The 22,413-nt window shown below is 59.2% G+C and carries 22 protein-coding genes, 3 tRNA genes and 2 pseudogenes; 15 read left to right on the top strand and 12 right to left on the bottom strand.

The features are described 5' to 3' along the window. Positions 1-40 precede the first annotated feature (40 nt). The 3 genes from ASD52_RS21160 to ASD52_RS21150 form a co-directional block, all read right to left on the bottom strand. Positions 41-1,294 (bottom strand): cyclopropane-fatty-acyl-phospholipid synthase family protein, encoded by a 1,254-nt coding sequence (locus tag ASD52_RS21160; RefSeq protein WP_057214161.1) that lies wholly within the window; start codon positions 1,292-1,294, stop codon positions 41-43. A gap of 106 nt (positions 1,295-1,400) precedes the next feature. Then, a complete protein-coding gene (locus ASD52_RS21155; RefSeq protein ID WP_057225465.1) occupies positions 1,401-2,843 on the bottom strand; it encodes a deoxyribodipyrimidine photo-lyase in 1,443 nt (480 codons plus the stop codon). Positions 2,844-2,944: 101 nt separating this feature from the next. Beyond that, positions 2,945-3,019 (bottom strand) — tRNA-Asn (locus tag ASD52_RS21150). Positions 3,020-3,169: 150 nt separating this feature from the next. Between ASD52_RS21150 and ASD52_RS21145 the strand changes: the two genes are divergently transcribed. From ASD52_RS21145 to ASD52_RS21130, 3 genes are all read left to right on the top strand, one after another. Continuing rightward, positions 3,170-3,463 (top strand): hypothetical protein, encoded by a 294-nt coding sequence (locus tag ASD52_RS21145; RefSeq protein WP_025427046.1) that lies wholly within the window; start codon positions 3,170-3,172, stop codon positions 3,461-3,463. Positions 3,464-3,704: 241 nt separating this feature from the next. Continuing rightward, a complete protein-coding gene (locus ASD52_RS21140; protein ID WP_025427047.1) occupies positions 3,705-4,406 on the top strand; it encodes a thermonuclease family protein in 702 nt (233 codons plus the stop codon). A 670-nt stretch (positions 4,407-5,076) separates the two neighbouring features. Next, positions 5,077-5,150: transfer RNA gene (locus ASD52_RS21130), tRNA-Cys, on the top strand. A 301-nt stretch (positions 5,151-5,451) separates the two neighbouring features. On the opposite strand, the gene ASD52_RS21125 is transcribed toward ASD52_RS21130, so the two are convergent. Next, a complete protein-coding gene (locus tag ASD52_RS21125; protein ID WP_025427049.1) occupies positions 5,452-5,883 on the bottom strand; it encodes a GFA family protein in 432 nt (143 codons plus the stop codon). A gap of 435 nt (positions 5,884-6,318) precedes the next feature. Between ASD52_RS21125 and ASD52_RS39425 the strand changes: the two genes are divergently transcribed. Both ASD52_RS39425 and ASD52_RS21120 read left to right on the top strand, forming a co-directional pair. Beyond that, on the top strand, positions 6,319-6,465 hold the full coding sequence (locus ASD52_RS39425) for a hypothetical protein (RefSeq protein ID WP_025427050.1): 147 nt from the start codon (positions 6,319-6,321) through the stop codon (positions 6,463-6,465). 643 nt (positions 6,466-7,108) lie between these two features. Then, positions 7,109-7,441: a hypothetical protein gene (locus ASD52_RS21120; RefSeq protein WP_025427051.1), complete on the top strand. Its 333-nt coding sequence runs from the start codon at positions 7,109-7,111 to the stop codon at positions 7,439-7,441. 219 nt (positions 7,442-7,660) lie between these two features. Here ASD52_RS21120 and lexA read toward each other — a convergent pair whose 3' ends face one another. Beyond that, positions 7,661-8,377, bottom strand: a complete 717-nt coding sequence (lexA, locus tag ASD52_RS21115) for a transcriptional repressor LexA (protein ID WP_025427052.1) — start codon at positions 8,375-8,377, stop codon at positions 7,661-7,663. Between the two features lie 180 nt (positions 8,378-8,557). On the opposite strand from lexA, the gene ASD52_RS21110 reads away from it, so the two are divergent. Beyond that, on the top strand, positions 8,558-8,797 hold the full coding sequence (locus tag ASD52_RS21110) for a hypothetical protein (protein ID WP_025427053.1): 240 nt from the start codon (positions 8,558-8,560) through the stop codon (positions 8,795-8,797). A gap of 58 nt (positions 8,798-8,855) precedes the next feature. Here ASD52_RS21110 and ASD52_RS21105 read toward each other — a convergent pair whose 3' ends face one another. The 4 genes from ASD52_RS21105 to ASD52_RS21090 form a co-directional block, all read right to left on the bottom strand. Then, a complete protein-coding gene (locus ASD52_RS21105; protein WP_025427054.1) occupies positions 8,856-9,143 on the bottom strand; it encodes a hypothetical protein in 288 nt (95 codons plus the stop codon). Positions 9,144-9,640: 497 nt separating this feature from the next. Beyond that, positions 9,641-9,784, bottom strand: coding sequence for a hypothetical protein (locus ASD52_RS39420; RefSeq protein ID WP_164474927.1), 144 nt, complete (start codon positions 9,782-9,784; stop codon positions 9,641-9,643). A 177-nt stretch (positions 9,785-9,961) separates the two neighbouring features. Further along, positions 9,962-10,252 carry a DUF4242 domain-containing protein gene (locus ASD52_RS21095; RefSeq protein WP_025427055.1) on the bottom strand — a complete coding sequence of 97 codons (291 nt, stop codon included), beginning with the start codon at positions 10,250-10,252 and terminating at the stop codon, positions 9,962-9,964. Positions 10,253-10,925: 673 nt separating this feature from the next. Continuing rightward, a tRNA-Ser gene (locus ASD52_RS21090) sits at positions 10,926-11,015 on the bottom strand. Between the two features lie 276 nt (positions 11,016-11,291). Here ASD52_RS21090 and ASD52_RS21085 point away from each other — a divergent pair. The 4 genes from ASD52_RS21085 (at position 11,292) to ASD52_RS21070 (ending at position 15,333) form a co-directional block, all read left to right on the top strand. Then, positions 11,292-12,323 carry a septal ring lytic transglycosylase RlpA family protein gene (locus ASD52_RS21085; protein ID WP_025427056.1) on the top strand — a complete coding sequence of 344 codons (1,032 nt, stop codon included), beginning with the start codon at positions 11,292-11,294 and terminating at the stop codon, positions 12,321-12,323. A gap of 60 nt (positions 12,324-12,383) precedes the next feature. Beyond that, positions 12,384-13,544 (top strand): D-alanyl-D-alanine carboxypeptidase family protein, encoded by a 1,161-nt coding sequence (locus ASD52_RS21080; protein WP_025427057.1) that lies wholly within the window; start codon positions 12,384-12,386, stop codon positions 13,542-13,544. 80 nt (positions 13,545-13,624) lie between these two features. After that, positions 13,625-14,305, top strand: coding sequence for a dTMP kinase (gene tmk, locus ASD52_RS21075; protein WP_038576098.1), 681 nt, complete (start codon positions 13,625-13,627; stop codon positions 14,303-14,305). Beyond that, positions 14,302-15,333 (top strand): DNA polymerase III subunit delta', encoded by a 1,032-nt coding sequence (locus tag ASD52_RS21070; protein ID WP_025427058.1) that lies wholly within the window; start codon positions 14,302-14,304, stop codon positions 15,331-15,333. The genes tmk and ASD52_RS21070 overlap by 4 nt, the downstream gene beginning before the upstream one ends. Here ASD52_RS21070 and ASD52_RS21065 read toward each other — a convergent pair. Next, positions 15,328-15,633, bottom strand: a complete 306-nt coding sequence (locus ASD52_RS21065; protein WP_057214155.1) for a pyrophosphatase — start codon at positions 15,631-15,633, stop codon at positions 15,328-15,330. The two genes, ASD52_RS21070 and ASD52_RS21065, sit on opposite strands and share 6 nt — an antisense overlap. Before the next feature lie 179 nt (positions 15,634-15,812). Between ASD52_RS21065 and metG the strand changes: the two genes are divergently transcribed. From metG to ASD52_RS21050, 3 genes are read left to right on the top strand one after another with little or no spacing between them, the layout of a single operon-like run. After that, positions 15,813-17,363: a methionine--tRNA ligase gene (gene metG / locus ASD52_RS21060; RefSeq protein WP_057210390.1), complete on the top strand. Its 1,551-nt coding sequence runs from the start codon at positions 15,813-15,815 to the stop codon at positions 17,361-17,363. A gap of 15 nt (positions 17,364-17,378) precedes the next feature. After that, the gene (locus tag ASD52_RS21055; RefSeq protein WP_025427061.1) at positions 17,379-18,158 is read left to right on the top strand and encodes a TatD family hydrolase; all 780 of its coding nucleotides are present in this window, start codon (positions 17,379-17,381) and stop codon (positions 18,156-18,158) included. Between the two features lies 1 nt (position 18,159). Then, a complete protein-coding gene (locus ASD52_RS21050; RefSeq protein ID WP_057210388.1) occupies positions 18,160-18,996 on the top strand; it encodes an MBL fold metallo-hydrolase in 837 nt (278 codons plus the stop codon). A gap of 33 nt (positions 18,997-19,029) precedes the next feature. On the opposite strand, the gene ASD52_RS21045 is transcribed toward ASD52_RS21050, so the two are convergent. Then, positions 19,030-19,977, bottom strand: coding sequence for a phosphoribosylaminoimidazolesuccinocarboxamide synthase (locus ASD52_RS21045; protein ID WP_025427063.1), 948 nt, complete (start codon positions 19,975-19,977; stop codon positions 19,030-19,032). Between the two features lie 338 nt (positions 19,978-20,315). Here ASD52_RS21045 and ASD52_RS40245 point away from each other — a divergent pair. Further along, positions 20,316-20,522: pseudogene (locus tag ASD52_RS40245) on the top strand (helix-turn-helix domain-containing protein); the annotation flags it as partial. A gap of 1 nt (position 20,523) precedes the next feature. Further along, positions 20,524-20,870 (top strand): annotated as a pseudogene (locus tag ASD52_RS40240) (ISNCY family transposase); the annotation flags it as partial. 388 nt (positions 20,871-21,258) lie between these two features. Here ASD52_RS40240 and ASD52_RS21035 read toward each other — a convergent pair. Beyond that, entirely contained in the window at positions 21,259-22,296 is a 1,038-nt protein-coding gene (locus tag ASD52_RS21035) for an IS110 family transposase (protein ID WP_057225463.1), read from the bottom strand. Positions 22,297-22,413 lie beyond the last annotated feature (117 nt).

Genomic DNA, 22,413 nt, shown 5'->3' with positions numbered 1-22,413 from the left:
GCGTCTAATAAGACGCGCGGCGCTGTAGCGGCGGCGAGCCTCATTCGAAGACGATCTGACGGACATCGATGTTGCGGGCGCGGAAACCGGCTTCGCAGTAGTAGAAATAGAACTCCCACAGGCGCTTGAAGCGCAGATCGAAACCGAGCGGCTCGATCCGGCTCCACACCGACCAGAAGCGCTGCCGCCACTCGCCGAGCGTTCGGGCGTAGTCGCCACCGAAGCCGAAATCGTTGATCATTCGCAGACCGACGTTGCGCCCGAGATCGACCAGATGCTCGCGCGTCGGCAGCATGCCGCCGGGGAAAACGTACTTTTGGATGAAGTCCGGATTGGAGCGGTACTCCTCGTAGGCTTCCGGCTTGATCGTGATGATCTGCAGGCCGGCCTTGCCGCCGGGTTTCAGGCAGCGCTTCAGCTGCGAGAAATAGGTCGACCAGAATTTTTCCCCGACCGCCTCGAACATTTCGATCGAGACGATTCGGTCATAGAGGCCCTTCTCCTCGCGATAGTCCTGGAATTTCAGCTCGACGCGGTCGGCGACGCCGGCCCTGTGCATGCGTTCCCGGGCAAACGCGAGTTGTTCGCGACTGATGGTCAGGCCGGTGACCTTGCAGCCGATCTCGGTCGCCGCAAATTCTGCAAAACCGCCCCAGCCGCAGCCGATCTCAAGCACATGGTCACCGGGCCGTAGATTCGTCGCCTCGGCCAGTGCCCGGTATTTGGCAGTCTGGGCCGACTGCAGATCGTTGGCGCCGCTAGCGTAAAGTGCCGACGAATAGGTCATGCTCGGATCGAGCCATTCACGGTAGAAGGCGTTGCCGAGGTCGTAGTGGGCAGAGATATTGCGCTGTGCGCCCGTCCTGGTGTTGGCATTGCCCCAGTGGAGGAATTTTTCCACCAGCCGCATCAACCCGCGCGCCCGGTTAGGGAATCTGTTGCCGATGTCTGCGTTGACAAGGAAAAGCTCGAGAAAGGCGCCGACATCGGGGCTGTCCCAATCGCCGTCTATATAACTTTCCGCGGCGCCGATGGTGCCACCGGTGATTGCCCGGTGCGGAAGATTCCAGTTGTGAAGTGTCACGGCGGCGCATGGCCCCGGCACCTTTCCCTTGACCAGCAGCCGCCGACCGTTGGGCAAAGCGAGCGCCAGCGCGCCGGCCTCAAGGTGAACGAGGCCGCGCAGGACCATCTGGGCCTTGAGCGGAAAGTCCTTCAGCACCTGCGAGAGATTTTCAGTCGAAAGGTGCTCGGCGTTGTCGAATTCGGCAAAGCAGGCTTCTGTATCATGCATAAACCACCCTCCGGCAATCGTTGCATCCGTAACGTGAGCCTAGCGATAATCCTGCGAGAGGCCAACCATGGATTTGTACCGGTGGCGGCGCGGTTGTAGCGATTTTTTAGGTTCTGATTTCCTGAAACGCGGCCAACGCGCGGTCGCGCGCGAAGGCGTGGTCGACGATGGGGGTGGGGTAGGAGACTCCAAGCTCGATGCCGGCGGCAGCCAGTACTGCCGAGGGGGCCGAGAATGGTCGATGGATATAACGCGCCTCGAGATCAGCGAGCTCCGGAACGAAACGCTTCACATAAAGCCCCTCCGGATCGAATTTCTCGCCCTGGAGCACCGGGTTGAAAATGCGGAAGAAAGGCGAGGCATCGGCGCCGGACCCCGCCACCCATTGCCAGCTTGCTGCGTTCGAGGCCGGATCTGCATCGACCAGCGTGTCGCGGAACCACGCCTCTCCGCGTCGCCAGTCGATCAGCAGGTCCTTGATCAGGAAGGAGGCGACGATCATCCTGACGCGATTGTGCATGTAGCCGTGGCGCCAGAGCTGCCGCATGCCGGCGTCGACAATCGGATAGCCGGTCAGGCCCCTTGTCCAGCGGTGGAACTGTTCGTCATTGTCCAGCCAGCGAAAGCCATCAAAACGACGATCGAGGTTTTGACGGCCGAGATCCGGATTGTGAAACAGCAGATTGTAAGAGAACTCGCGCCAGGCGAGTTCCTTGCGGAAAGTGACGACATCGTCCACCGGCGTTTCCGTCAGGCCACGCGTGACCTGCCAGATCTGCGCCGGAGAGATTTCGCCGAAGGCAAGATGCGCAGAGAGCATGGACGTACCTTGCGCTGCAGGGACGTCCCGCTCAGCCTTGTAGCCGGCAAGGGCATGTTCAACGAATTTGTGCAGGCGTTCGGCAGCGGCCTGCTCGCCCGGCGTCCAGATTTCGGCGAACGTCGATGCCCAGTCCGGCCGCGTCGGCAAGAGCTTCCACCGTTCAAGCTCCTCGGATGCCGGCCACCTCACAGGCGCTCTGATCATTTCCGGCGTCTCAATCGGCGCCGCCGGCTCGCCGCTGGCCTCAAACGCACGCCAGAACGGCGTGAACACGCGATAAGGGCCGCCACCCTTCGTGAGGAGCCGTGTCGGCTCATGCAACAGTTGCCCTGCAAAGCTGCTGACGGTGAAGCCGCGTTCAACGAGCGCTTTCTTCAGCGGCGCATCGGTTCCTATTCCGCTCGGGTCGTAGCGGCGATTCCAGAACACGGTCGTCGCGCCCGATTCCCGCGCTATCTCGGCGATCACATCCAACGGCGCACCGGTCCGCAGGATAAAGTCGGAGCCGTGTGCCCGCAGCGATGCCCGCAATGCCTGGAGCGAATGGTGCAGCCACCAACGCTGCGCGCCACCAAGCGGCCCATTGCCGCTTTCCTCCGGTTCATTGATGTAGATCGGAATCACCGGTCCACCCGTCTGCGCCGCGGTGGCAAGTGCCTGATTGTCTTGAAGGCGCAAATCTCGACGAAACCAGACCAGAATCGGCGTTGTGGGATTTGCGCTCATGACATTCCCGGGGGCGAGGAAGGAGGAAGGCGTCGCCGGCACCATAGCCGCAAAATGAAAAAGAGCCATTCGGGCGTTACCGCGAATGGCTCTTTAAAAACTGGCTCCCCGGGCCGGATTCGAACCGGCGACCTGTCGATTAACAGTCGAATGCTCTACCGCTGAGCTACCAGGGATCATCTGCGCGGCGTGTCCTGCAGAAGTGAGGCTGCTAATACAAATGCTTTTCCGATTTGCCAAGCTGTTTTTTTAAAAAAAGTGAGAAGTTTTGTTGCGAGCCTGTGGAGAAGCCCCCAATTGTGGGAAAGGCAGCCGGATAGGGAATGATGCATAAAAACAGAAAACAGACGCATTTCGGCATAGACCCGCACACACGGCAGATCGTGCTTGGCAAATGGCGCCTGAGGCTGCCGGAATCACCACTGCTGCGCATGCTGGTTGGCGGGCTGCTGATATTCGGCGGCTTTCTCGGCTTTCTGCCCGTGCTCGGATTCTGGATGGTGCCCTTGGGCTTACTCATCCTCTCGCACGATATTCCTTCAGTACGCCGCCGCCGCCGAAGGTTCGCAGTCTGGTGGGCGCGCCGACGCAACGGGACGGGGTCTTCGAAGGAACGATGATTCGTTCGCGAGGGCGATCCTCGCTTCGACAGGGCGCCACAAGCTCACGCTACACGGAAGCCGAGCCTATTCGGCTCCTTCGTCGGCGACGATGTGGCGGCGGCTCCAATCGAATGAAAGTCATGGACCGCCGCGTCCTCCCGACCGACTTGTGCGCAAACTCCCGCATTCGGGCTGTCGTTGAAAACCATTCGGCAACGGATCGGCAGCATAATGCCGCCCGGATTAAGGATGGGGCGGAATGGCTAAGACCACGACAAGCCGCGGGCGTCGCCGCGGCAGCCGGACAAAGAAAAAGGGCGGAATGCTGCCCTGGTATCTCGCCGCGGTGCTGACAGTCGGCGGCGTTGTTGCGTACGACCACCGTGGACAGTTGCGGGATCTGCCGGGCGTTTCGGATGTGTTCGCATCGGCGCCCAAGTCGACATCCACATCCAGGTCGGACGATCGGCCGAAGGCGCAGGCCCGTGTCGCCATGCCCTCGGCTACGCACAAGACGAAGCCTGTCGACGGACCGATACCCGCAGTCAATGTCGGGTTGGCCGCACCGACACCCGTCGAGCGCCCGATCGCGCAGCCCACGGCCGTCGAGCCCCAGGCGAATCAGTTCTATTTCTGCGGTACCCGCAACGACAATTGCGTCGTCGACGGCGGAACATTCCGCTACCAGGGCGAGGAGATCCGTGTCGCCGACGTCGATGCACCGCGAATCAAGCAGGCGAGTTGCGATAGCGAACGTGCCCGCGGCTTCTACGCCAAGCAGCGATTGCGCGAGTTGCTGAACGCCGGCGAGTTCAGGCTGATCGAGGCCATCGGCAGGAGCGACGACAAGAACAGCGAAAAGCTGCGCGTGGTGATGCGCGACGGCCGCTCTCTCGGCGCCGTGCTCGTATCGGAGGGCTTGGTTCGGCCCTGGAAGGGACAGCCCAAGCCCTGGTGTTAGACGGTGCTCGGCGTCATCAGAGAGAATGATGAGGGCCGGAAGCGTGTAGCCGTCTAAGTTATCCACCGAGCGCGATATCAATACCGATTATCAACCCCAGAGCCGATAGTGCCAGAAAGAACACAACAAGAGAGCTTGCTAGAAGCAGCTTGATGGGATTGGCTCGGAAATCTGCCTTAAGGTTCGGGAAAATTGGCGACATGTCCAATCGGCCGGTCACCGCGAGCTGGAATAGACGCCAGATTGCGACCGCAATGCACATTCCACAGAAAACTACCGTCAGTATGAGCTTGGGTAGATGATCAACTCTGGATTCAACGTCCAATTCCCTGAAGAATCTTGGTGCAAGGTAGCTTTACCGTGAAACGGTGTACAAGGTAGCAGCGCCCCGCGACGTCGGAAGAAGGGTTGGACGGAAGATTCGGGCCGTCTGTCGAAATGGTAAATCCATCCAATTGCCTCGTGTCGGACGCTGCCGTATAGCGCCCGCCGCCTGTCGTCGAAGGGGTTCGCGGCGATCCGTTATGGGGCCGGATCGGTAAGCCTGTGGAAGAGTTGGAGAAAGATGGAATTTCAGAAATGCCTGAGGACGTTTTTCAGAAATCCCCTCTTGCGCTCTTTCTATATTCATTCTAAACGCTCGCCACGACTTGATAATCTCAGTCGATGAGGCCTCGTGGCGGAGTGGTGACGCAGAGGACTGCAAATCCTTGTACCCCGGTTCAATTCCGGGCGAGGCCTCCAAAGCCACTCCTAAGTAGTTGAATTAGTTTCGCTATTTGGACTGCAGGATTTCATCTGCTGCCACACATTCCTCTTGGTGTGGCAATTGGTTCCCGTTATCTCCCTCTTCGACGTTCGATCCAAGCAGCAGATTGCCGATTCCATCCCCATTGCTTCTGGCAACACTCTGCCTCGTCAAGCGCGCCCGTTCGCGTTCCGCGAGTAGATCTTCGACGTCTTGGCGGCGCAACGAACGCCCCCCTCATTCAGGGTGCAGCAGTTTGAACGGCTGCGGCCGGCGTCCTGCCAGCCGCGCCTGTCGTCACTCCGCCGGGATAAACTTGAGCGTTCCTGCGAGCCTTGGGCCGGTCGATCCCTTCGTGTCCATCGGGTGGTTGATGCCGTCGTTCACCGGTAGCTCCTCGAAATCGAATGGGCTTATGCCTTCAAGGCACGCGGCGTTGACGCCGTAGAAATCCGGGTTCGCGCGCGGCTTGTGGAATGTGTAGATGCCGCACTTCGAGCAGAAGTAATGCTCTGCAGCCTTCGTGTTGAACTGATATTTGGTGAGTGCCTCGCCGCCGGAGAGAACCGTGACCCCGTCCTTGGCGGCAGAGACGGCAACCGCGCCCTTCAACTGGCAATAGGAGCAAGTGCAACGGCGGGCGGTGCGGAGGCCGCTCTTCAGTTTCACATTGAAGCGAACCGTTCCGCAGTGGCAGGCTCCGTCAAGGTTCTGAACATCGAGATTCATCCAATCATCCATCTGATTTTGAAGCGCATTTGATGAGCTTTCTTATGAGGTGGGTTGCTTGTGCTCAAGCGCATTCGGGGGCAGTCTCAATCCAGAGGACCGCACTCCCGTTGAGGCCGTTCGTTGTAGGGCCATCAGCCGATTGGGCTCAGGCGCGGGGTACGAGGCGTCTCGTCGCGCATCGGGCACATATTCAGACCAAGTGCCCGATACGTGCGCCAGCACGCTTTCGTGCTCCACGTCGGGGACGTTCCGCGGCCCGAGCCGATGCGTCGCAAGAGCGCTCGGCCAACGGATCGTGCGGAGAAAAAGCCTACGGCCGTTCGCATCCGTCCTGCATCATCCGCGCGAGGAGCGAACAGTCCGCGTCGCACCGTTGCCTTTCTTGGGTACGAACCTAGTTACCCATACCGTACCCAAGCGAGGAATTGCTGAATGAACCGTAATGGGCTCTATCTGATCATTGCCATGCTCGCCGTCGCCGTCATTGGTCTCGGCGCCTATGTCTACCGCGAGGAAACAAAACCGACCGGCGTAGAGATCAAGATTGGCCAGGACGGGGTTTCCGTTCAGGAGAATTGAGCGCCATCGGCCACACGCTCAACAGGTTTGGCAGCGGCGAATGCCGCTGGCGGTCGACGCCCCACGCGAGGTTCAAGGCGAACGCAGATCCGAAGGCGGTCGAAATACCGGCCATCGGTGGCGTAAGCGGCCGCGTGCTCGTTGCGAGCGTCAACGAAAGTGTGACGTAGATAGGGCGGGCGAGCGCGTGATTCAGCCCCTCGCACGATGAAAGCAACAAGTCACCCAGCGCCTGCGCGATTGGCTAAAGCGGTTCTCCGTCAATAGCAGCCCGATTGTCGAAAGTGAAACGCTGTGCGTGCCTGCGCAAAGGACATGCTGCCGGCACGCAGGTACGGTTTTCGGGGGGCAAGGAACATGGGCCAATGCGGCGCGTCCAACACGCGCAGCGAGGCTGCCCGCATCGCAGCCAACCACTGTTTTCAAAGCGCAATTCGACCGGGCTGCGCTTGCCCGCCAGTTTGCGAACGTCCGCAGTCGCCAACGACATGGCCTTGCGAGGACGCGCCCCGAAATGGTGATTCGGTCACTATTGTCAGTGCTGAAAATATTGTCTCTAGACAGAACTGGGAATGAATATCCCAACAGCGCGACCCGTATAGGTAGTGTCAAACAAAGCCAACAATGGAGGAAAAGACATAAAATGAAATATAAGATCGCCCTGACTGCTCTTGCCATTCTTGCCGTAACGACGGCCACCGCAAGCGCTGAGGATCTCGTCTTTCAGCTTAAGAACAAGACGAATGCCGTTTTGACGAACTTCTACACATCGCCGGTCGGTGTTGATCAGTGGGAAGACGACGTCTTCGGGCGGCAGGTGCTTAATCCGGGCGAAAGCATGGAAATTACCATCGCCGACGGACGTGATGTCTGCAAATACGACATGCGCTTTGAATTCGAAGAAGGTTCCGGTCTCGACACGACTGAAGACAAGCAGGATCTCTGCGAGTTGGGCGAGTACTCGATTCACGAGTAAAATCCGTCGAGCGTGAAAAACACTCGATCCGAAAATCTCCGTCTCGCTACCCTATGTGGCGAGACGTTGAAGTAAGAGAGCGGCTGGCCGGCATGAAGGCGGCTAGAGCGTTTCCGGTTTAAACGGAGTCACTAGGCGCTCTATCTATTTGTTTTTACGCATTTCCTGGCGGAAAACCGCTCCGCACTTTTCCTCGAATTGCGCTGGCGTGAGACGGGCTTAGTGGTAGCGGCGGATCAAGCCGACGAGCTTGCCCTGAATCTTGACCCGGTCAGGCCCGAAGATGCGCGTCTCATAGGCCGGGTTGGCGGCCTCTAGAGCAATTGAAGCGCCCTTGCGCCGGAAGCGTTTCAACGTTGCTTCCTCGTCATCGACTAGTGCCACGATGATATCGCCGGGATTGGCCGTGGTGGCATTGCGGATGATCACCGTATCGCCATCGAAAATGCCGGCCTCGATCATCGAATCACCCTTCACTTCAAGGGCGTAGTGCTCGCCGCTGCCGATCATATCGAGCGGCACGGTAATGTCGTGGGTGTTGTTCTGTATCGCCGAGATCGGCACGCCGGCGGCAATGCGGCCCATCACTGGAACCGACACGGAGCTGTTGTCGGCAACCGGCAGCGTTTTCGCCGCGGGGGCAGGGGCGGGCGGTTTGCCAAGGCTACCCTCGATGACGCTCGGCGAAAACCCGCGACGGGGCTGCGCGCTCGCAGCATAGGCTTCCGGCAGTTTGATGACTTCGAGCGCTCGGGCGCGGTTGGGAAGCCGGCGTATGAAGCCGCGTTCCTCGAGCGCTGTGATCAGCCGGTGAATACCCGACTTGGATGCCAGGTCGAGTGCATCCTTCATCTCGTCGAAGGACGGCGGTACACCGGACTCCTTCATTCGTTCATGGATGAAAAGAAGCAATTCCTGTTGCTTGCGGGTCAGCATGGCAAGTCGCTCCAGAGGCGTGAAACAAATCAAGAACAGACACTATCTGTTCCATATGTGTTCCGCAAGTGCCTAAAATTCTGTGAATGTTGGTTCAATCAAGCGCAGATTGACCAACTCGTCGCTGCACGCGCCGCGCGAGGCTGATATGCCTCCTTCCGTTTATGGAATGAGGGTTTAATGACGAAGCTGATTCAAATCTTGCTGACCATCGTTGTCGCCGCGACCGCGATCCTTGGGTTTCGCTGGTATCAATACGTGGATAACAAGCAGAGCCCGTTTGACGAAGTTGGTATCGCGTTGAATGCGGCGATGCCCGGGCCGCTCAATCAATGGGGTTGTGACCGGCTGAAGCTGACATTTGGCAACGGACACCCGCCGCACGGTTGCGCCGCGGCCGATGGGACGCAGTGGAAATAGCCTGCCATCAAGGGATCAGCAGAAATATCGATGGGCGATCTGCTAGAGGAGGCCTGAATCAGGCCGGCTGCGTCGCGGAGCAGGCGTCCTCGAATTCCTTGACGGTTTCCGCGGAGTTGTCCTCCGGCAGCACAGCGTCGGCCGCTTCGGTCGCGACCGGCGTGTCGCCTTGATAGACGAAGGACTGGATGTAGTAGGCGATCGTTCCCTTCCAAACGTTCCGGCCGTCTATCTGCTGGCAGGGCACGGCCGTTTCGAAGTCGGCTTGCAGGTCGTCGACCGTGGCAGCGCTGAGGGCGATGTTAGGCGATGCGATAATCGAGGCGATAAGCAAGGCTGCAAGCACGGTGAACGTCCACTAGATCAGAGGTGGCGGCGATGGTTTGGTTAACGATGTGAACCGTGCTTTCGTTCCGAAGTCCAGCAAGCATGCCGGGCACTGTGCCGTGTTCAACAGTTCTTTGCGAAAGGCGAGCACTGGTGCTCAAGCTGTGGCAATGAAGGCACAAAGATTGGCGTGAGGTGCGTTGGCGTTTTCGATTTTCCGGCGCCCGCCTCAAAGCGTGGCGCTGGCAGCTGATCAACAATACCCGCCGCAAATGCTTCCGATGATGTTGGACGCCGTAATGGAGTGCGAGTGGCCAGCGGCATCCGCCTGTAGCGATCTTCGCATCTCCAGCCAAATACATACGATGTTCAAACGCGCTACGAAACCGGCATCTGACCGCGGGTGCTCGACCAGTCGCGCCGGGATGTCGCGGAGACGTTGCGCACCCCAGTTCGACTGGCCACTGACGGATATCTCTCTCGTGTCGTTAGTTCGAGAGGTTAAAGCCGACCGTCTTACTTCTTGTCTTTCTTGCCCAGGGAGAAACTGCTGCCGGCCAGCTTCACCTGTGAGCCTTCCGTCACAACGGCGGCTTTGACAGTCTTGTCCTTCTTTGGCTTTCTAACCTCGCGGTTACTTCGCACTTGACCTTTTGCCATGATCGTCTCCTTGGAAGGTGTGCCGGGGAACCCTGCATGGGCGCCGAATGCCGGCAAACCAGCCTGCATTGATACCGCCGTAAGTCAATGACGGTGCCGGTGGATCACTGTTTTGCCGGCGTTGCGTCGCGCATTCGTGCCCGGTGTCCGGGCACTGCGATGATAACGTCGCTTCGGTCACTTACCGTTGCGCCCCTGGGATGCTGTCGCAGGCCCTATGACGGCAGCAACTTCGGTTATCTTGTTCGCCGGAAATCCGGCGCGTTCCGAATGTTCGCGAATGACGTCGGCGCTTGATGCCTCGTGGACGCAGTAAATCTTGTCGCCGGCGACATAACTGGTGATCCATGTATATGGTACGCCAAGATCGGCGACGACAGCATTGGATTTTGCCGATAATGCGCAAAGGTCGTCCTGGTTGAGCTTGTCGGCCCCTGGGACGTCGCGTTCAATGATGTAGGTGGGCATCGTTCAGTTCCTCGGTTGTTGGAGGACTGAATATCAAGAATATCTAATATAATTGAAGTCAATACTTTCCACCGGTGATGCGGCGATTCACGACGATTTCCCTGGAAGTATAGGATCAAGCAGCGGAAGGGGCTCCACCGGGACTGGCGTCCGATCAAACGATGGGCGCCTGTATCGCCCCGCGATCACAATATCTCGCGGCCAATAGCTCTATGCGACTGAAATCGCGCGGCCGGGGATGGGAGCGCGCGATGCGCTCCGTCCGACACGCGTATACTAGCGCAAGTTAGTAGCTGAGCCGGAAACCGCCGGGACTCGCCGCAGACGGATCGGGTACAGGTGTTGGACCTTGCCACTGCGCATAGGTCGTGTTGCTGCCGCCGGTGCTTGCGCATCCGGCAAGTGCAAGAAGCGCGAGAAAAGCGGCTGTCGTCAAATATTTAAGAGGCATGGTTTTCTCTAGTTCTGGGAGATCGCCCAGGGCTCGATGGGCCGGAATCAGACTTTCCCTCAAATTATCTGGGATGGCAAGCGGGTCGAGCCACCGCCTTGCAAGCGCCGTCAATGCTGCGGCTATGATCGGGGAATACTCGCAAAACTTGTATGCGTTCGCCGCCAAAGCATTCACTTGGCGACCGAGCGCAATAATGGGTGGCGAAAAATGAGACAGCCATGGCGGAGGAGGTGGGATTCGAACCCACGGTGCGCTTTCACGCACGCCGGTTTTCAAGACCGGTGCCTTAAACCGCTCGGCCACTCCTCCGGGCAGGGCGTTATTGCGCGAAGCCTTGCTGCTTTGCAAGATTTAACATGCGTGGGCGGAAAGATTTTCTTGGCGCATCCGCTGCCCATTTTGTCCGGGTAACCATTCGTAAACCATAACTGGAGATTTCGAGCCGTCAGCCATTCGTCGGTTCGCAATTTTGCCTTGTTGCTGTCATGATTAATCGACTGTTCCGTTTCGGGACGCCGAGATTTCCGCTGGGGGCACGAGTGGAAGGTTTCGAGTACGGCTTATTCGAATGATGTTGTGGGACAGATGACATCCAGTAAAAATGCGGCATATCTGATCAAGGGACTGCGCCTTGCGGCGGTCCCTGTGCTTTGCGCAACGCTTGCGGCTTGCGGATCGACGTCCAGTATCAAGAAGAGCAAGTCGAGAAGCAAAGAATACTTTGCTGAGTCCGTTTATGGCGTGAAGGCGAGCCCCCGTGTCGCTACCGGCAAGAATATTCCGAAGGGCGGCGGCCGCTTTCAGGTCGGCAAAGCCTATCAGGTCAAGGGCAAGTGGTACCAGCCGAAGGAAGATTTCGGTTACAACAAGACCGGTGTCGCGTCCTGGTACGGCTCGGCCTTTCATGGTCGCCTGACGGCCAATGGCGAAGTCTACGACAAGCTTCATCTGTCCGCCGCGCATCCGACCTTTCCGCTGCCGAGCTATGCGCGTGTCACCAACACCGAAAACGGCACTTCCGTCATCGTTCGTGTGAACGATCGCGGTCCCTATGAATATGGCCGCATCATCGACGTTTCGTCGAAGACAGCCGATTTGCTCGATATCAAGCAGAAGGGCAGTGCCAAGGTTCGGGTGCAATATGTCGGCCGCGCACCGCTTGAAGGCAACGACATGCCCTATCTCATGGCGTCCTATGTCACGAAGGGCGACCGCAGTCCGGGCGTCATGCCGGAGGGCCAGATCGCAACCGGCGTGATGGTCGCCTCGAATGAGCCGATGCGCAACCAGTTGGGAACGCTGGTCATTCCGCCGAAATCGTCCCTTGATACCGCCGGTACGGTAACGGCGTTGGCTGCACCTGTCCCGCAATTTGCAGCACCGCCGTCGCTGAGCGAGTTCGTCATGCTTCCGGAAATCGGGCCGATCCCGCGCGAGCGACCGGAATACATTCCGATGCCTGACGGCAACATGGCCTATGCGGCCGCCTATGTGGAAGTGCGGGTAAGCGATGCGGAATCGCCGTTTGAAGCGATCATGGTCGAGACCAATCCGCTTACGCCTGAATCCATCGTTGCCCATGCGAAGCGCCAAGGCAGAACCGGTTCGCTCAGGTAACCTGGGGCGTTGTACCATTCTGATGACGCTGCTATGCCCAATGGGAAACCGGAGTTTCCCATGCGCTTGATGATGCTTACGGTCACGTTCGGCCTTGCGGCGTTGCTCGCGAGTGCGGCAGCGGCTCAGACGCCGCCGGTGGCGTTTGACACCAAGGCAAAGCAGATCCTGCTGGTGGATGCCGAAACCGGCACCGTTCTGTTTTCCCGCGCCGAGAACGAACCGGTTCCGCCCGCCTCTCTTGCCAAGTTGATGACGATGGAAGTGGTGGCCGAGGCCATCGCCAAGGGTGAGCTTTCGGCCGAAACGGCCTTCGACGTTTCCGAACACGCGTGGCGCACGGGCGGCGCCCCATCCGGCACTTCGACGATGTTTGCTGCGCTGAAGTCGCGCATTCGCGTGGCCGATCTGTTGCAAGGGGTGGCCGTTCAGCTTGCCAATGATGCCTGCATCATCCTCGGAGAGGGGATGGCCGGTAGCGAAACCGCCTTTGCCGAAAAGATGACGGCCCGCGCTCGCGAACTCGGCATGCCTATCGCCACGTTCGGTAACGCCACAGGTCTGCCGGATCCCCAGAACCGGATCACTATGACCGAACTGGTGACGCTGACCCGTCATCTGCACGAGGCGCACCCCGATCTCTATCGGCTCTACGCCCAGCCTGAGTTCGAGTGGAACAAGATCCTTCAGCGCAACAAGAACCCGTTGATCGCGGCCAAACTCGGGGTCGATGGTGTCGCCACGGGTTTTGCCGAAGGCTACGGTTTTTCGCTGGCCGCATCGATGCAGCGTGGCGACCGGCGTGTCTATCTCGCGATGGGCGGGCTCGATACCGATAAGGAGCGTACGGAGGAAAGCCGCAAGGTGCTTGACTGGGCGATGACGGCGTTCGAAAAGCGGCGAATTTTTGCTGATGGCGAGGCGATCGGCGAGGCCAGTATCTACGGCGGTGCGGCCTCCCATGTCGCGCTTGTCGCTGGTGGGCCGGTTGATGTGCTGCTGCCGGTCAACAACCCGGAACGCCTGACGGCCCGTGTCGTCTACAAATGGCCGTTGCGCGCTCCCGTGGAAGCCGGCGCCGAGGTCGGTGTCGTCCGACTGTGGAACGGCGAAAAGCTGCTACGCGAGGTTCCGGTCAAGACGGCGGGAGCAGTGGGCCAAGGGACACTGGCGAGCCGCGCGCTCGACGCTCTGCAGGAACTCTTCTTCTTCTGGCTGTAACAAAACCGGTTCTGGCGGTTTCATCGGGTGGGCCAATCGGCTAAACAGAGCCAAATCGCATGCCGATATAGGAAAGCATTGTGCCGCTGGCAAAAGGTCTGTTTGTAACATTCGAGGGCGGGGAAGGGGCCGGCAAATCGACCCAGTTGCGCCTGCTCGCCGATTCTCTGCGCGCGCTCGGCCACAAGGTGCTGACGACGCGCGAGCCGGGCGGATCGGTCGGGGCCGAAGCGGTGCGCCATGTGCTGCTTTCGGGGGCGGCCGAAGCCTTCGGCGTCCGAATGGAAGCCATTCTGTTTGCTGCGGCGCGCAGCGATCATGTCGAAGAGGTCATCCGGCCGGCGCTGACTGGGGGAACGATCGTGCTTTGCGACCGTTTCATGGACTCGTCGCGCGTCTACCAGGGCATCACCGGCAATCTGGAGCCGGCCTTTGTCGAGACGCTGGAGCGGGTTGCCATCAATGGCGTAGTCCCGGACCGGACCGTGATTTTCGATCTGCCGGCGACTATCGGTCTCGAGCGCGCCCAACGCCGCGCCGGCGATGACAGCCCGGATCGTTTCGAGAAGGAAGAGCTTGAGACGCATGAAAAGCGCCGCGAGGCCTTCCTCGATATCGCACGGGCGGATCCGGACAGGTGCCGGGTTATCGATGCGACGCAATCCGCCGAGGCGATTGCCGCAGAGGTGCTCGGCCTGCTAGAGAGCTTGCTTGCGAACGCTGAAGTCTCCGGGCCTTCGAATGCGGGGTCCGCACCATGACGTCGGAAGCGCCAGGTGTACTTGAAGGGGCAATCGCGCCGGTCCAGAACGACCGGCTGTTTGGTCATGAGCAGGCGGAAGCGTTTCTGGCCCAGAGCTACCGTTCGGGCAAGGGACACCACGCCATTCTGATCGAAGGGCCGGAGGGTATCGGTAAGGCGACGCTTGCGTTTCGCTTCGCCAGCCACATCCTCAATCACCCGGATCCCGCGACTGCGCCCGAAAGGCTTGAGGATCCCGACCCGGCCTCGATCGTCGGCCGGCAATTGGCCTCCGGCGCATCGCACAATCTTCTGCATCTGACGCGGCCGGTCGACGAGAAGACGGGCAGGGTCAAGGGTGCCATCACCGTCGACGAGGTGCGAAGGGCCGGCAAGTTCTTTTCGCAGACATCCGGCACCGGCAACTGGCGCATCGTCATCATCGACCCGGCCGACGATCTCAACCGGAACGCCGCCAACGCCATCCTGAAAATTCTCGAGGAACCGCCGCGTCGGTCGCTGTTCCTGGTGCTGACCCACGCGCCGGGTAAGCTATTACCAACCATCCGTTCGCGCTGCCTGCCGCTGCGGCTGAAGCCGTTGGAGCCTTTGGCGCTGCGCCAGGCGCTCGGTCATCTCGGCTTCGATCTTGAGAGCGAAAATGCCGCGCGCGTTCTGGCCGCTGCCAATGGCAGCGTGGCGGAGGCGCTGAAGCTCATCAACTACGGCGGTCTGGAAATCACCGCGACCTTCGAGGCGATCCTCGCGGGGCAAGGGCCGGGGATCCGCAAGGACATGCACAAACTTGCCGACGTGCTTTCGGCCAAGGACAGCGAAACGATCTTCGATTTCTTCACGTCGCTGCTGACAGGCCGGCTGATGCGCGAAGCCCGCGATGCGGCCGTTGCCGGCGACATCATGCGCGCCGAGCGTTTCGCCCGGCTTTCGGCCACGACCGGGGAACGCCTCACCATCAGCGACGCCTATAATCTCGATCGCAAGCAAACCATTCTTTCGCTGCTGGACGACGTCAAGGCGGCGCTATAGCTGGACCTGAAACTTCCATTTGCGCTTGATCGCAGCGACCAGATCCAGGTCGTGATGGTGGGCGAAAAGCAGCACGTGACCCAGCAGATCTGCGGCCTCGTCCGCCATATCGGTCTGGATCTCGTCCTCTGATTTTCCATGCCGCCTGCCGCGGCCGGTGTGCTTGTTCCAGGCCTGGGTCAGTTCGCCGATTTCCTCCTGCATCTTGAGCATGAACCAATCTGCATCCCGCTCGATGCCGTTGTCTTCGGCGTAGTGGGCCGATGCCGCTTCGAATTGACGTTCAAGCTGGCGCAACATGACGATCCCTTCGCGTTTGTTTCCTATTTGTTCTATTGTTTCGTTTGCGTCCACACAAGCGGGAATGGATGTCGATCAGCGGCTTCGGTGCGGGCTTTTCTGCCATCTCCCGGTTCCTTCCGCGCGGCGTATGCGCTAAGAGCGTCGGTAGCTTTATCCGAGATAGATTGAATCCGCTTATGAGAGACACGTCCCCCTTTTACATCACCACCGCGATTTCCTACCCGAACGGCAAGCCGCATATCGGCCACGCCTATGAGTTGATCGCAACGGATGCAATGGCGCGCTACCAGCGCCTGGACGGACGCGACGTATTCTTCCTGACGGGCACGGACGAACACGGCCAGAAGATGCAGCAGACGGCGCGCCGCGAAGGCGTGACGCCTCAGGAACTCGCCGACCGGAACTCCTCGGAATTCCAGAAGATGGCGGTTCTCCTGAACGCGTCGAATGACGACTTCATCCGCACCACCGAGAAGCGCCACCACGAGGCGTCGCAGGACATCTGGAACCGCATGGGCGAGGCGGGCGACCTCTACAAGGATTCCTACGCCGGCTGGTACTCCGTGCGCGACGAAGCCTATTACCAGGAGAACGAGACCGAGCTGCGCGCCGACGGCGTGCGTTACGGTCCGCAGGGCACGCCGGTCGAATGGGTCGAGGAGCAGAGCTACTTCTTCAAGCTGTCGGAGTATCAGGACAAGCTGCTGAAGCACTACGAAGAGAACCCTGACTTCATCGGCCCGGCTGAGCGCCGCAACGAAGTGATCTCCTTCGTGAAGTCAGGCCTCAAGGACCTGTCTGTTTCGCGCACCACCTTCGATTGGGGCATCAAGGTGCCGAACGATCCTGGTCATGTCATGTATGTCTGGGTCGACGCGCTCACCAACTACATCACCGCGACCGGCTATCTCGACAATCCGCAGGGACCGCGGGCGAAATTCTGGCCGGCGAACATCCATATCATCGGCAAGGACATCATCCGCTTTCACGCGGTCTACTGGCCCGCTTTCCTGATGTCGGCCGGCCTGCCGCTGCCCAAGCGCGTCTTCGCCCACGGCTTCCTGCTCAACAAGGGCGAGAAGATGTCGAAGTCGCTCGGCAACGTCGTCGATCCGTTCAATCTCGTCGAGCATTTCGGTCTCGACCAGATCCGCTACTTCTTCCTGCGCGAGGTTTCCTTCGGCCAGGACGGAAGCTACAGCGAGGAGGGGATTGCAACCCGCATCAACTCCGACCTTGCCAATGGCATCGGCAACTTGGCGAGCCGTTCGTTGTCGATGATCGTCAAGAATTGCGATGGCCATATTCCTGTCTGCGGTGCGTTGACCGACGAAGACAAGGCGATGTTGGCGGCCGCCGATGCGCTGCTCGAGATCACCCGCGACGAGATGGGCAAGCAGATGATCCACCGCGCGCTTGCGGCGATCATTGCGGTCGTTTCGGAGACCGATCGCTATTTCGCCGGCCAGGAGCCTTGGGCCCTGAAAAAGACCGATCCGGCGCGTATGGCAACCGTGCTCTACGTCACCGCCGAGGTCGTTCGCCAGATTGCCATCCTGTTGCAGCCCTTCATGCCGGAATCGTCAGGAAAACTGCTCGACCTGGTGGCAGCCCCAGCCGACAAGCGCGACTTTGCGGCACTCGGCGAGACCGGCCGTCTTGTCTCCGGAACGCCGCTTGAAGCGCCGAAGCCGGTCTTCCCACGCTATGTCGCCCCGGAAGCGTAATAAGGCACGATCAGCATGCTTATCGATACGCATTGCCATCTGGATTTTCCCGACTTCGAGGCTGAGCGCGACGCTATCATCGAGCGCGCGCGCGCAGCAGGCGTCGGCCAGATGATCACGATCTCGACACGCGTGAAGCGGTTCGACACGATCCTTGCGATTGCGGAAGCTTATCCGAACGTCTTCTGTTCCGTCGGCACCCATCCGCACAACGCGGATGAAGAGCTTGATATCACTGCAGACGATCTCATCCGGCTTTCGGCCCACCCGAAGGTGGTGGCGATCGGCGAGGCGGGTCTCGATTATTTCTACGACAACGCGCCGCGCGACGCTCAGGCCGAGGGTCTGCGCCGGCATATCGCTGCGGCGCGCGAAACCGGTTTGCCGCTCGTCATTCATAGCCGTTCGGCAGACGACGACATGGCGGCGATCCTGACCGAAGAGACAGGGAAGGGCGCCTTCCCCTTCCTTCTGCATTGCTTCTCGTCGGGTCCGGATCTGGCGCGAATTGGCGTCGAGCTCGGCGGCTACGTGTCGTTCTCCGGCATCCTGACCTTCCCGAAATCGGAAGAACTGCGCGAGATCGCGAAGACGGTTCCGCATGATCGCATGATTGTTGAGACCGACGCACCTTATCTTGCGCCCAAGCCGTTTCGCGGCAAGCGCAACGAGCCTGCCTATGTGGCGCACACGGCCGATGTTCTGGCCGATACGATCGGTGTGACGAAGGACGAGATTGCAACGCATACGACGGAAAACGCTTTCCGCATCTTCTCCAAGATGCCGAGGCTCTAACGTGGCATTCAGGCGCGCTTTCACCATTCTCGGCTGTGGTTCGTCGCCTGGCGTGCCGCGTATCACCGGGGACTGGGGCGCCTGCGATCCCAAAAATCCGAAGAACCGCCGCATGCGCGCCGCTCTGCTGGTGGAGCAGATCGCGCCGGATGGCGGCAAGACGACTGTGGTCATCGATACCGGTCCGGATTTTCGCGCCCAGATGGTGGCGGCAAATGTCCGCCACATCGACGCGGTGCTCTATACCCATGCCCATGCGGACCATCTGCATGGCATCGATGACTTGCGCGGCTATGTCATTGAAAATAAGAAGAGAGTACCGATCTGGGCGGACGCTTTCACTATGGGCCGGATTCGCGAAGGGTTTCATTACTGCCTGGAATCGCCGCCCGGAAGCGGCTATCCGCCCATCGTCGACGCACATATCATCGCCGACGATCTTTCATCCGTGATCATAACAGGGGCAGGTGGCCCGATCACCTTCCAGCCCTTGATGCAGTTTCACGGCAATATCCACTCGCTCGGATTTCGCGTCGGCGATTTCGCCTATTGCAGCGATGTCAGCGACTTTCCGCCGGAAACGATCGCAAACCTTTATGGTCTCGAGCTTCTGGTGCTCGATACCCTCCAGTACAAATTTCATCCGAGCCATCTGTCGCTGGTGCAGTCACTTGGCTGGATCGATCGGCTTCGTCCGAAGAAAGCCGTTCTGACGCATATGCATGTGCCGCTCGACTACGACACCGTCCAAGGTGAAACGCCTGATCATGTCGAGCCGGCTTATGACCTGATGCGTCTCGAATTCGAAGTCGACGTCCCCGTGCTCGGAGACGCCTGAACTTCACGTGTTCGAAATATCTAATATTCAGGCCTATTTCGAAAAATACGGCGCCAGGTTCTTGCGGATGCGCTCCAGCACGGTGCCACCCGAAAGATTCGGAACGAAGGTGCGCCCGGTGATCTTCTCATAGGCTTCGATATAGACAGCTGACGTTTGCTCGACCAGTTCTCTCGGGATTTCCGGGACCGGATCCCTGTAGGGATCGCAGCGCTCGGTGACCCAGGCGCGCACGAAATCCTTGTCGAAGCTTTTCGGCCGCTCGCCGTTTTCAAAGCTCTGCTGATAGCTGTCGGCGATCCAGTATCGACTGCTGTCGGGCGTGTGGATCTCGTCGGCAAGGATGATGGTTCCATCCTTGTCGGTGCCGAACTCGTACTTCGTATCGACAAGGATCAGGCCACGTTCGGCGGCTCGCGCCTGGCCCCGCGCAAACAGCGCCAGCGCATAGCTCCACACGGTATCGAGCTGTTGCTTCGTCAGGAGGCCTTGCTCTAGAATTTCGTCTTCCGACAGCGGTTCATCATGGCCTCCGTCGAAGGCCTTGCTGGTGGGCGTGATGATTGCTTGCGGAAGCTTTTGATTGTCGCGCAGACCGTCGGGCAAACGAATGCCATACATGTCGCGCTCGCCGTTGCGATATTTCGTCAGGATCGACGTGCTGGTGGTGCCGGCGAGATAGCCGCGGACGACGATTTCGACCGGCAGGATGTCGAGCCGCTTGCCGATGACGACATTCGGGTCGGGATAACTGATCACATGGTTCGGGCAGATGTCGGCGGTTTCCTCGAACCAGTAGCGCGCCGTCTGCGTCAGCACGTGACCCTTGTGCGGAATGGACGTCAGGATGATGTCGAAGGCGCTCAGCCGGTCGGTCGCGATGATGATGCGTTCGCCGCCGGGCAGATCATAGTTTTCGCGCACTTTGCCATTGTAGCGGTTTGGCAGTTCTGGAATGAAAGCATCTGAAAGAACGCGCAATTCGCTCATCGCATCGGGCCTTGCAAAACGAGGTTTCGTGGCGAACGAATAAGCAGCCGCGAACGGCTGGGTCAAGCCAAGAGTAGGTGCAATACGCCCGGAAACGGGCATTTCGGCACATCTATATGTTCCATAATCTATCTTATCTGATTTTCTCGTGTAGCCGCAAAGTTGAAGTGTCCTGATCCTGCAAAGTAAGAATGTCACTCTCCCCGGGTTTTGATGACCTGGGAGATTGCGGATGGGATTGATTGNTGTAGCCGCAAAGTTGAAGTGTCCTGATCCTGCAAAGTAAGAATGTCACTCTCCCCGGGTTTTGATGACCTGGGAGATTGCGGATGGGATTGATTGCGATGAGCGAGCGTGACCTGCAGCGGATTGAGGTCTTGTCGAAAGTGATTGCCGGGCGGATGACGCTGGTGTCGGCGGCCCATGTGCTTGGCTTGAGTACCCGCCAGGTGCGTCGTCTGTTGGACCGGATCGGCGCTGGCGGTGCGGCGTCGATCCGGCACCAGGCGATCGGCCGGCCATCGAACAACCGGATCNGTACCCGCCAGGTGCGTCGTCTGTTGGACCGGATCGGCGCTGGCGGTGCGGCGTCGATCCGGCACCAGGCGATCGGCCGGCCATCGAACAACCGGATCTGCGACGGCGTACGCGATTACGCCATGGCGATCGTGCGCGAGCGCTATGCGGACTTTGGTCCGACGCTGGCGGCCGAGAAGCTTGCGGAGCGTGATGGTCTGACGGTGTCGCGCGAGACCTTGCGCCAATGGATGTCGGAGGCCGGCCTGTGGCTGTCGCGCAAGCAGCGACGGACGTTCCATCAGCCGCGGCTGCGGCGCGAGGCCTACGGCGAGCTGGTTCAGATCGACGGTTCCGAGCATCGCTGGTTGTCTTCTCTATTCGGCGTGGTGAGGTCAAGCACCTTCTGACTGTCCGTAGCTATGGTTGATTGATGTCTTCGCAGTATCGCGCTTCTCTCCGGGNGTTGTCTTCTCTATTCGGCGTGGTGAGGTCAAGCACCTTCTGACTGTCCGTAGCTATGGTTGATTGATGTCTTCGCAGTATCGCGCTTCTCTCCGGGATCGGCCTGCGTGGCCCTCCCACTATGGGACCAGAAGAATGAGGCGGAACAATCTAATCGGCGACCTGATCGCAATAGACGACCGTACCAAGACAACCAGCGAACTCACCCCATCCGTCGTCCTGCGAAGGACATCTTTCCACCGTCGGCGGAATCTTCTTGTCTCCTTTTGTTCTTGTCACCTTGGTTGCTAATTACGCAGCAACAGGCAAGCTCTCCCGTGTCCAACAGAATTCGGTTCCGTCACTCCACATGCGATGCATGATCACAGCAAGCCGTCGGGCCAACGCTACAACCGCCTTTTGCCTCCCGCGGCGTCTGGCGATATTCATCGCCCACGCTTTTAGCCACGACCATTTCTTAACGTTTACAAGCAGGACTTGCGCTGCTTCGTACAGCAGGGATCGCATCATCGCGTCACCGCAACAGGATACTCGCCCGACCCGTTTGCTTTCACCAGACTCGTTCAGTTTCGGCGTCAGCCCGAGCACAGAACCGACCGCCTTTGAATGTGCAAACCGGCCAGGAATATCGATGGTTGCCGTGTAGGTGAGAGCGACAACAGGGCCGACACCAGGGATCGTCGTCAATCGGCGACAGACTTCATCCTCGCGGACCAAATCCAAAACCTTCTTGTGCAGCTTGGTGAACTCGGCGCGCAGTAGTTTGCGTGCAGCCAACAATGGCTGCATGATGTCGTGTAGATCAGGCCTGTCTTCGACGAGCTCATTGATCCGCTCCTCGAATTTGATCTTGCCGACCAATCCGACTTTCAGACCGAAGTTGCGCAACAATCCGCGAATGTCATTCGCGATGGCGATGGCTTTTTCCTGCAAGAGTTTGCGCGCGGTCAGCAATGCTCGGTGCTTCTGGCTCGTCAATGTCTTCACATGCACAGGCCGATAGAGATTGACGCGCATCATCTGGGCCATGCCACGCGCATCGTTGCGGTCCGTCTTATTCGGTTGGGCTTTCAAAAATGCCTTGGCATGCCTGGTCTCGATGCAGATCACCGGCAATCCTGCCTTGGCGAGCCCTTCATAAAGCCATTGCGACAGTGGTCCGGCTTCAAGACCGATCCGCTCAATCTGCCACTTCGAATCCTTGATCACCGAGATCAAATCCTCAGGGTGAGTGGCAACTTTCGTCTCCCGGCAAATCTTGCCTGTCTCATCAACAATGCAGACCGCGGTCTCTTTCACCGATACATCCAGTGCACAATAGTGTTTCACTGCGCTTCTCCCTCTGATGTTTGAGGCTGTTGAAAGACATGACCTCATTTTACCATCAGTCAGAAGCGCAGCACCGCAATCCACAATGGTCAACGCTGAAACGCAAAGCCGAATATC

Source organism: Ensifer sp. Root142, from assembly GCF_001426785.1.
Lineage (GTDB): Bacteria > Pseudomonadota > Alphaproteobacteria > Rhizobiales > Rhizobiaceae > Ensifer > Ensifer canadensis.
The sequence above is the reverse complement of the archived record's forward strand: the minus strand, read 5'-3'. Positions and strand labels throughout refer to the sequence as shown.

Coding starts and splice junctions, on each gene's coding strand:
- ASD52_RS21160 (WP_057214161.1), bottom strand. CDS start 1,294: ATGCATGATACAGAAGCCTGCTTTGCCGAATTCGACAACGCCGAGCAC.
- ASD52_RS21155 (WP_057225465.1), bottom strand. CDS start 2,843: ATGAGCGCAAATCCCACAACGCCGATTCTGGTCTGGTTTCGTCGAGAT.
- ASD52_RS21145 (WP_025427046.1), top strand. CDS start 3,170: ATGCATAAAAACAGAAAACAGACGCATTTCGGCATAGACCCGCACACA.
- ASD52_RS21140 (WP_025427047.1), top strand. CDS start 3,705: ATGGCTAAGACCACGACAAGCCGCGGGCGTCGCCGCGGCAGCCGGACA.
- ASD52_RS21125 (WP_025427049.1), bottom strand. CDS start 5,883: ATGAATCTCGATGTTCAGAACCTTGACGGAGCCTGCCACTGCGGAACG.
- ASD52_RS39425 (WP_025427050.1), top strand. CDS start 6,319: ATGAACCGTAATGGGCTCTATCTGATCATTGCCATGCTCGCCGTCGCC.
- ASD52_RS21120 (WP_025427051.1), top strand. CDS start 7,109: ATGAAATATAAGATCGCCCTGACTGCTCTTGCCATTCTTGCCGTAACG.
- lexA (WP_025427052.1), bottom strand. CDS start 8,377: ATGCTGACCCGCAAGCAACAGGAATTGCTTCTTTTCATCCATGAACGA.
- ASD52_RS21110 (WP_025427053.1), top strand. CDS start 8,558: ATGACGAAGCTGATTCAAATCTTGCTGACCATCGTTGTCGCCGCGACC.
- ASD52_RS39420 (WP_164474927.1), bottom strand. CDS start 9,784: ATGGCAAAAGGTCAAGTGCGAAGTAACCGCGAGGTTAGAAAGCCAAAG.
- ASD52_RS21095 (WP_025427055.1), bottom strand. CDS start 10,252: ATGCCCACCTACATCATTGAACGCGACGTCCCAGGGGCCGACAAGCTC.
- ASD52_RS21085 (WP_025427056.1), top strand. CDS start 11,292: ATGACATCCAGTAAAAATGCGGCATATCTGATCAAGGGACTGCGCCTT.
- ASD52_RS21080 (WP_025427057.1), top strand. CDS start 12,384: ATGCGCTTGATGATGCTTACGGTCACGTTCGGCCTTGCGGCGTTGCTC.
- ASD52_RS21070 (WP_025427058.1), top strand. CDS start 14,302: ATGACGTCGGAAGCGCCAGGTGTACTTGAAGGGGCAATCGCGCCGGTC.
- ASD52_RS21065 (WP_057214155.1), bottom strand. CDS start 15,633: ATGTTGCGCCAGCTTGAACGTCAATTCGAAGCGGCATCGGCCCACTAC.
- metG (WP_057210390.1), top strand. CDS start 15,813: ATGAGAGACACGTCCCCCTTTTACATCACCACCGCGATTTCCTACCCG.
- ASD52_RS21055 (WP_025427061.1), top strand. CDS start 17,379: ATGCTTATCGATACGCATTGCCATCTGGATTTTCCCGACTTCGAGGCT.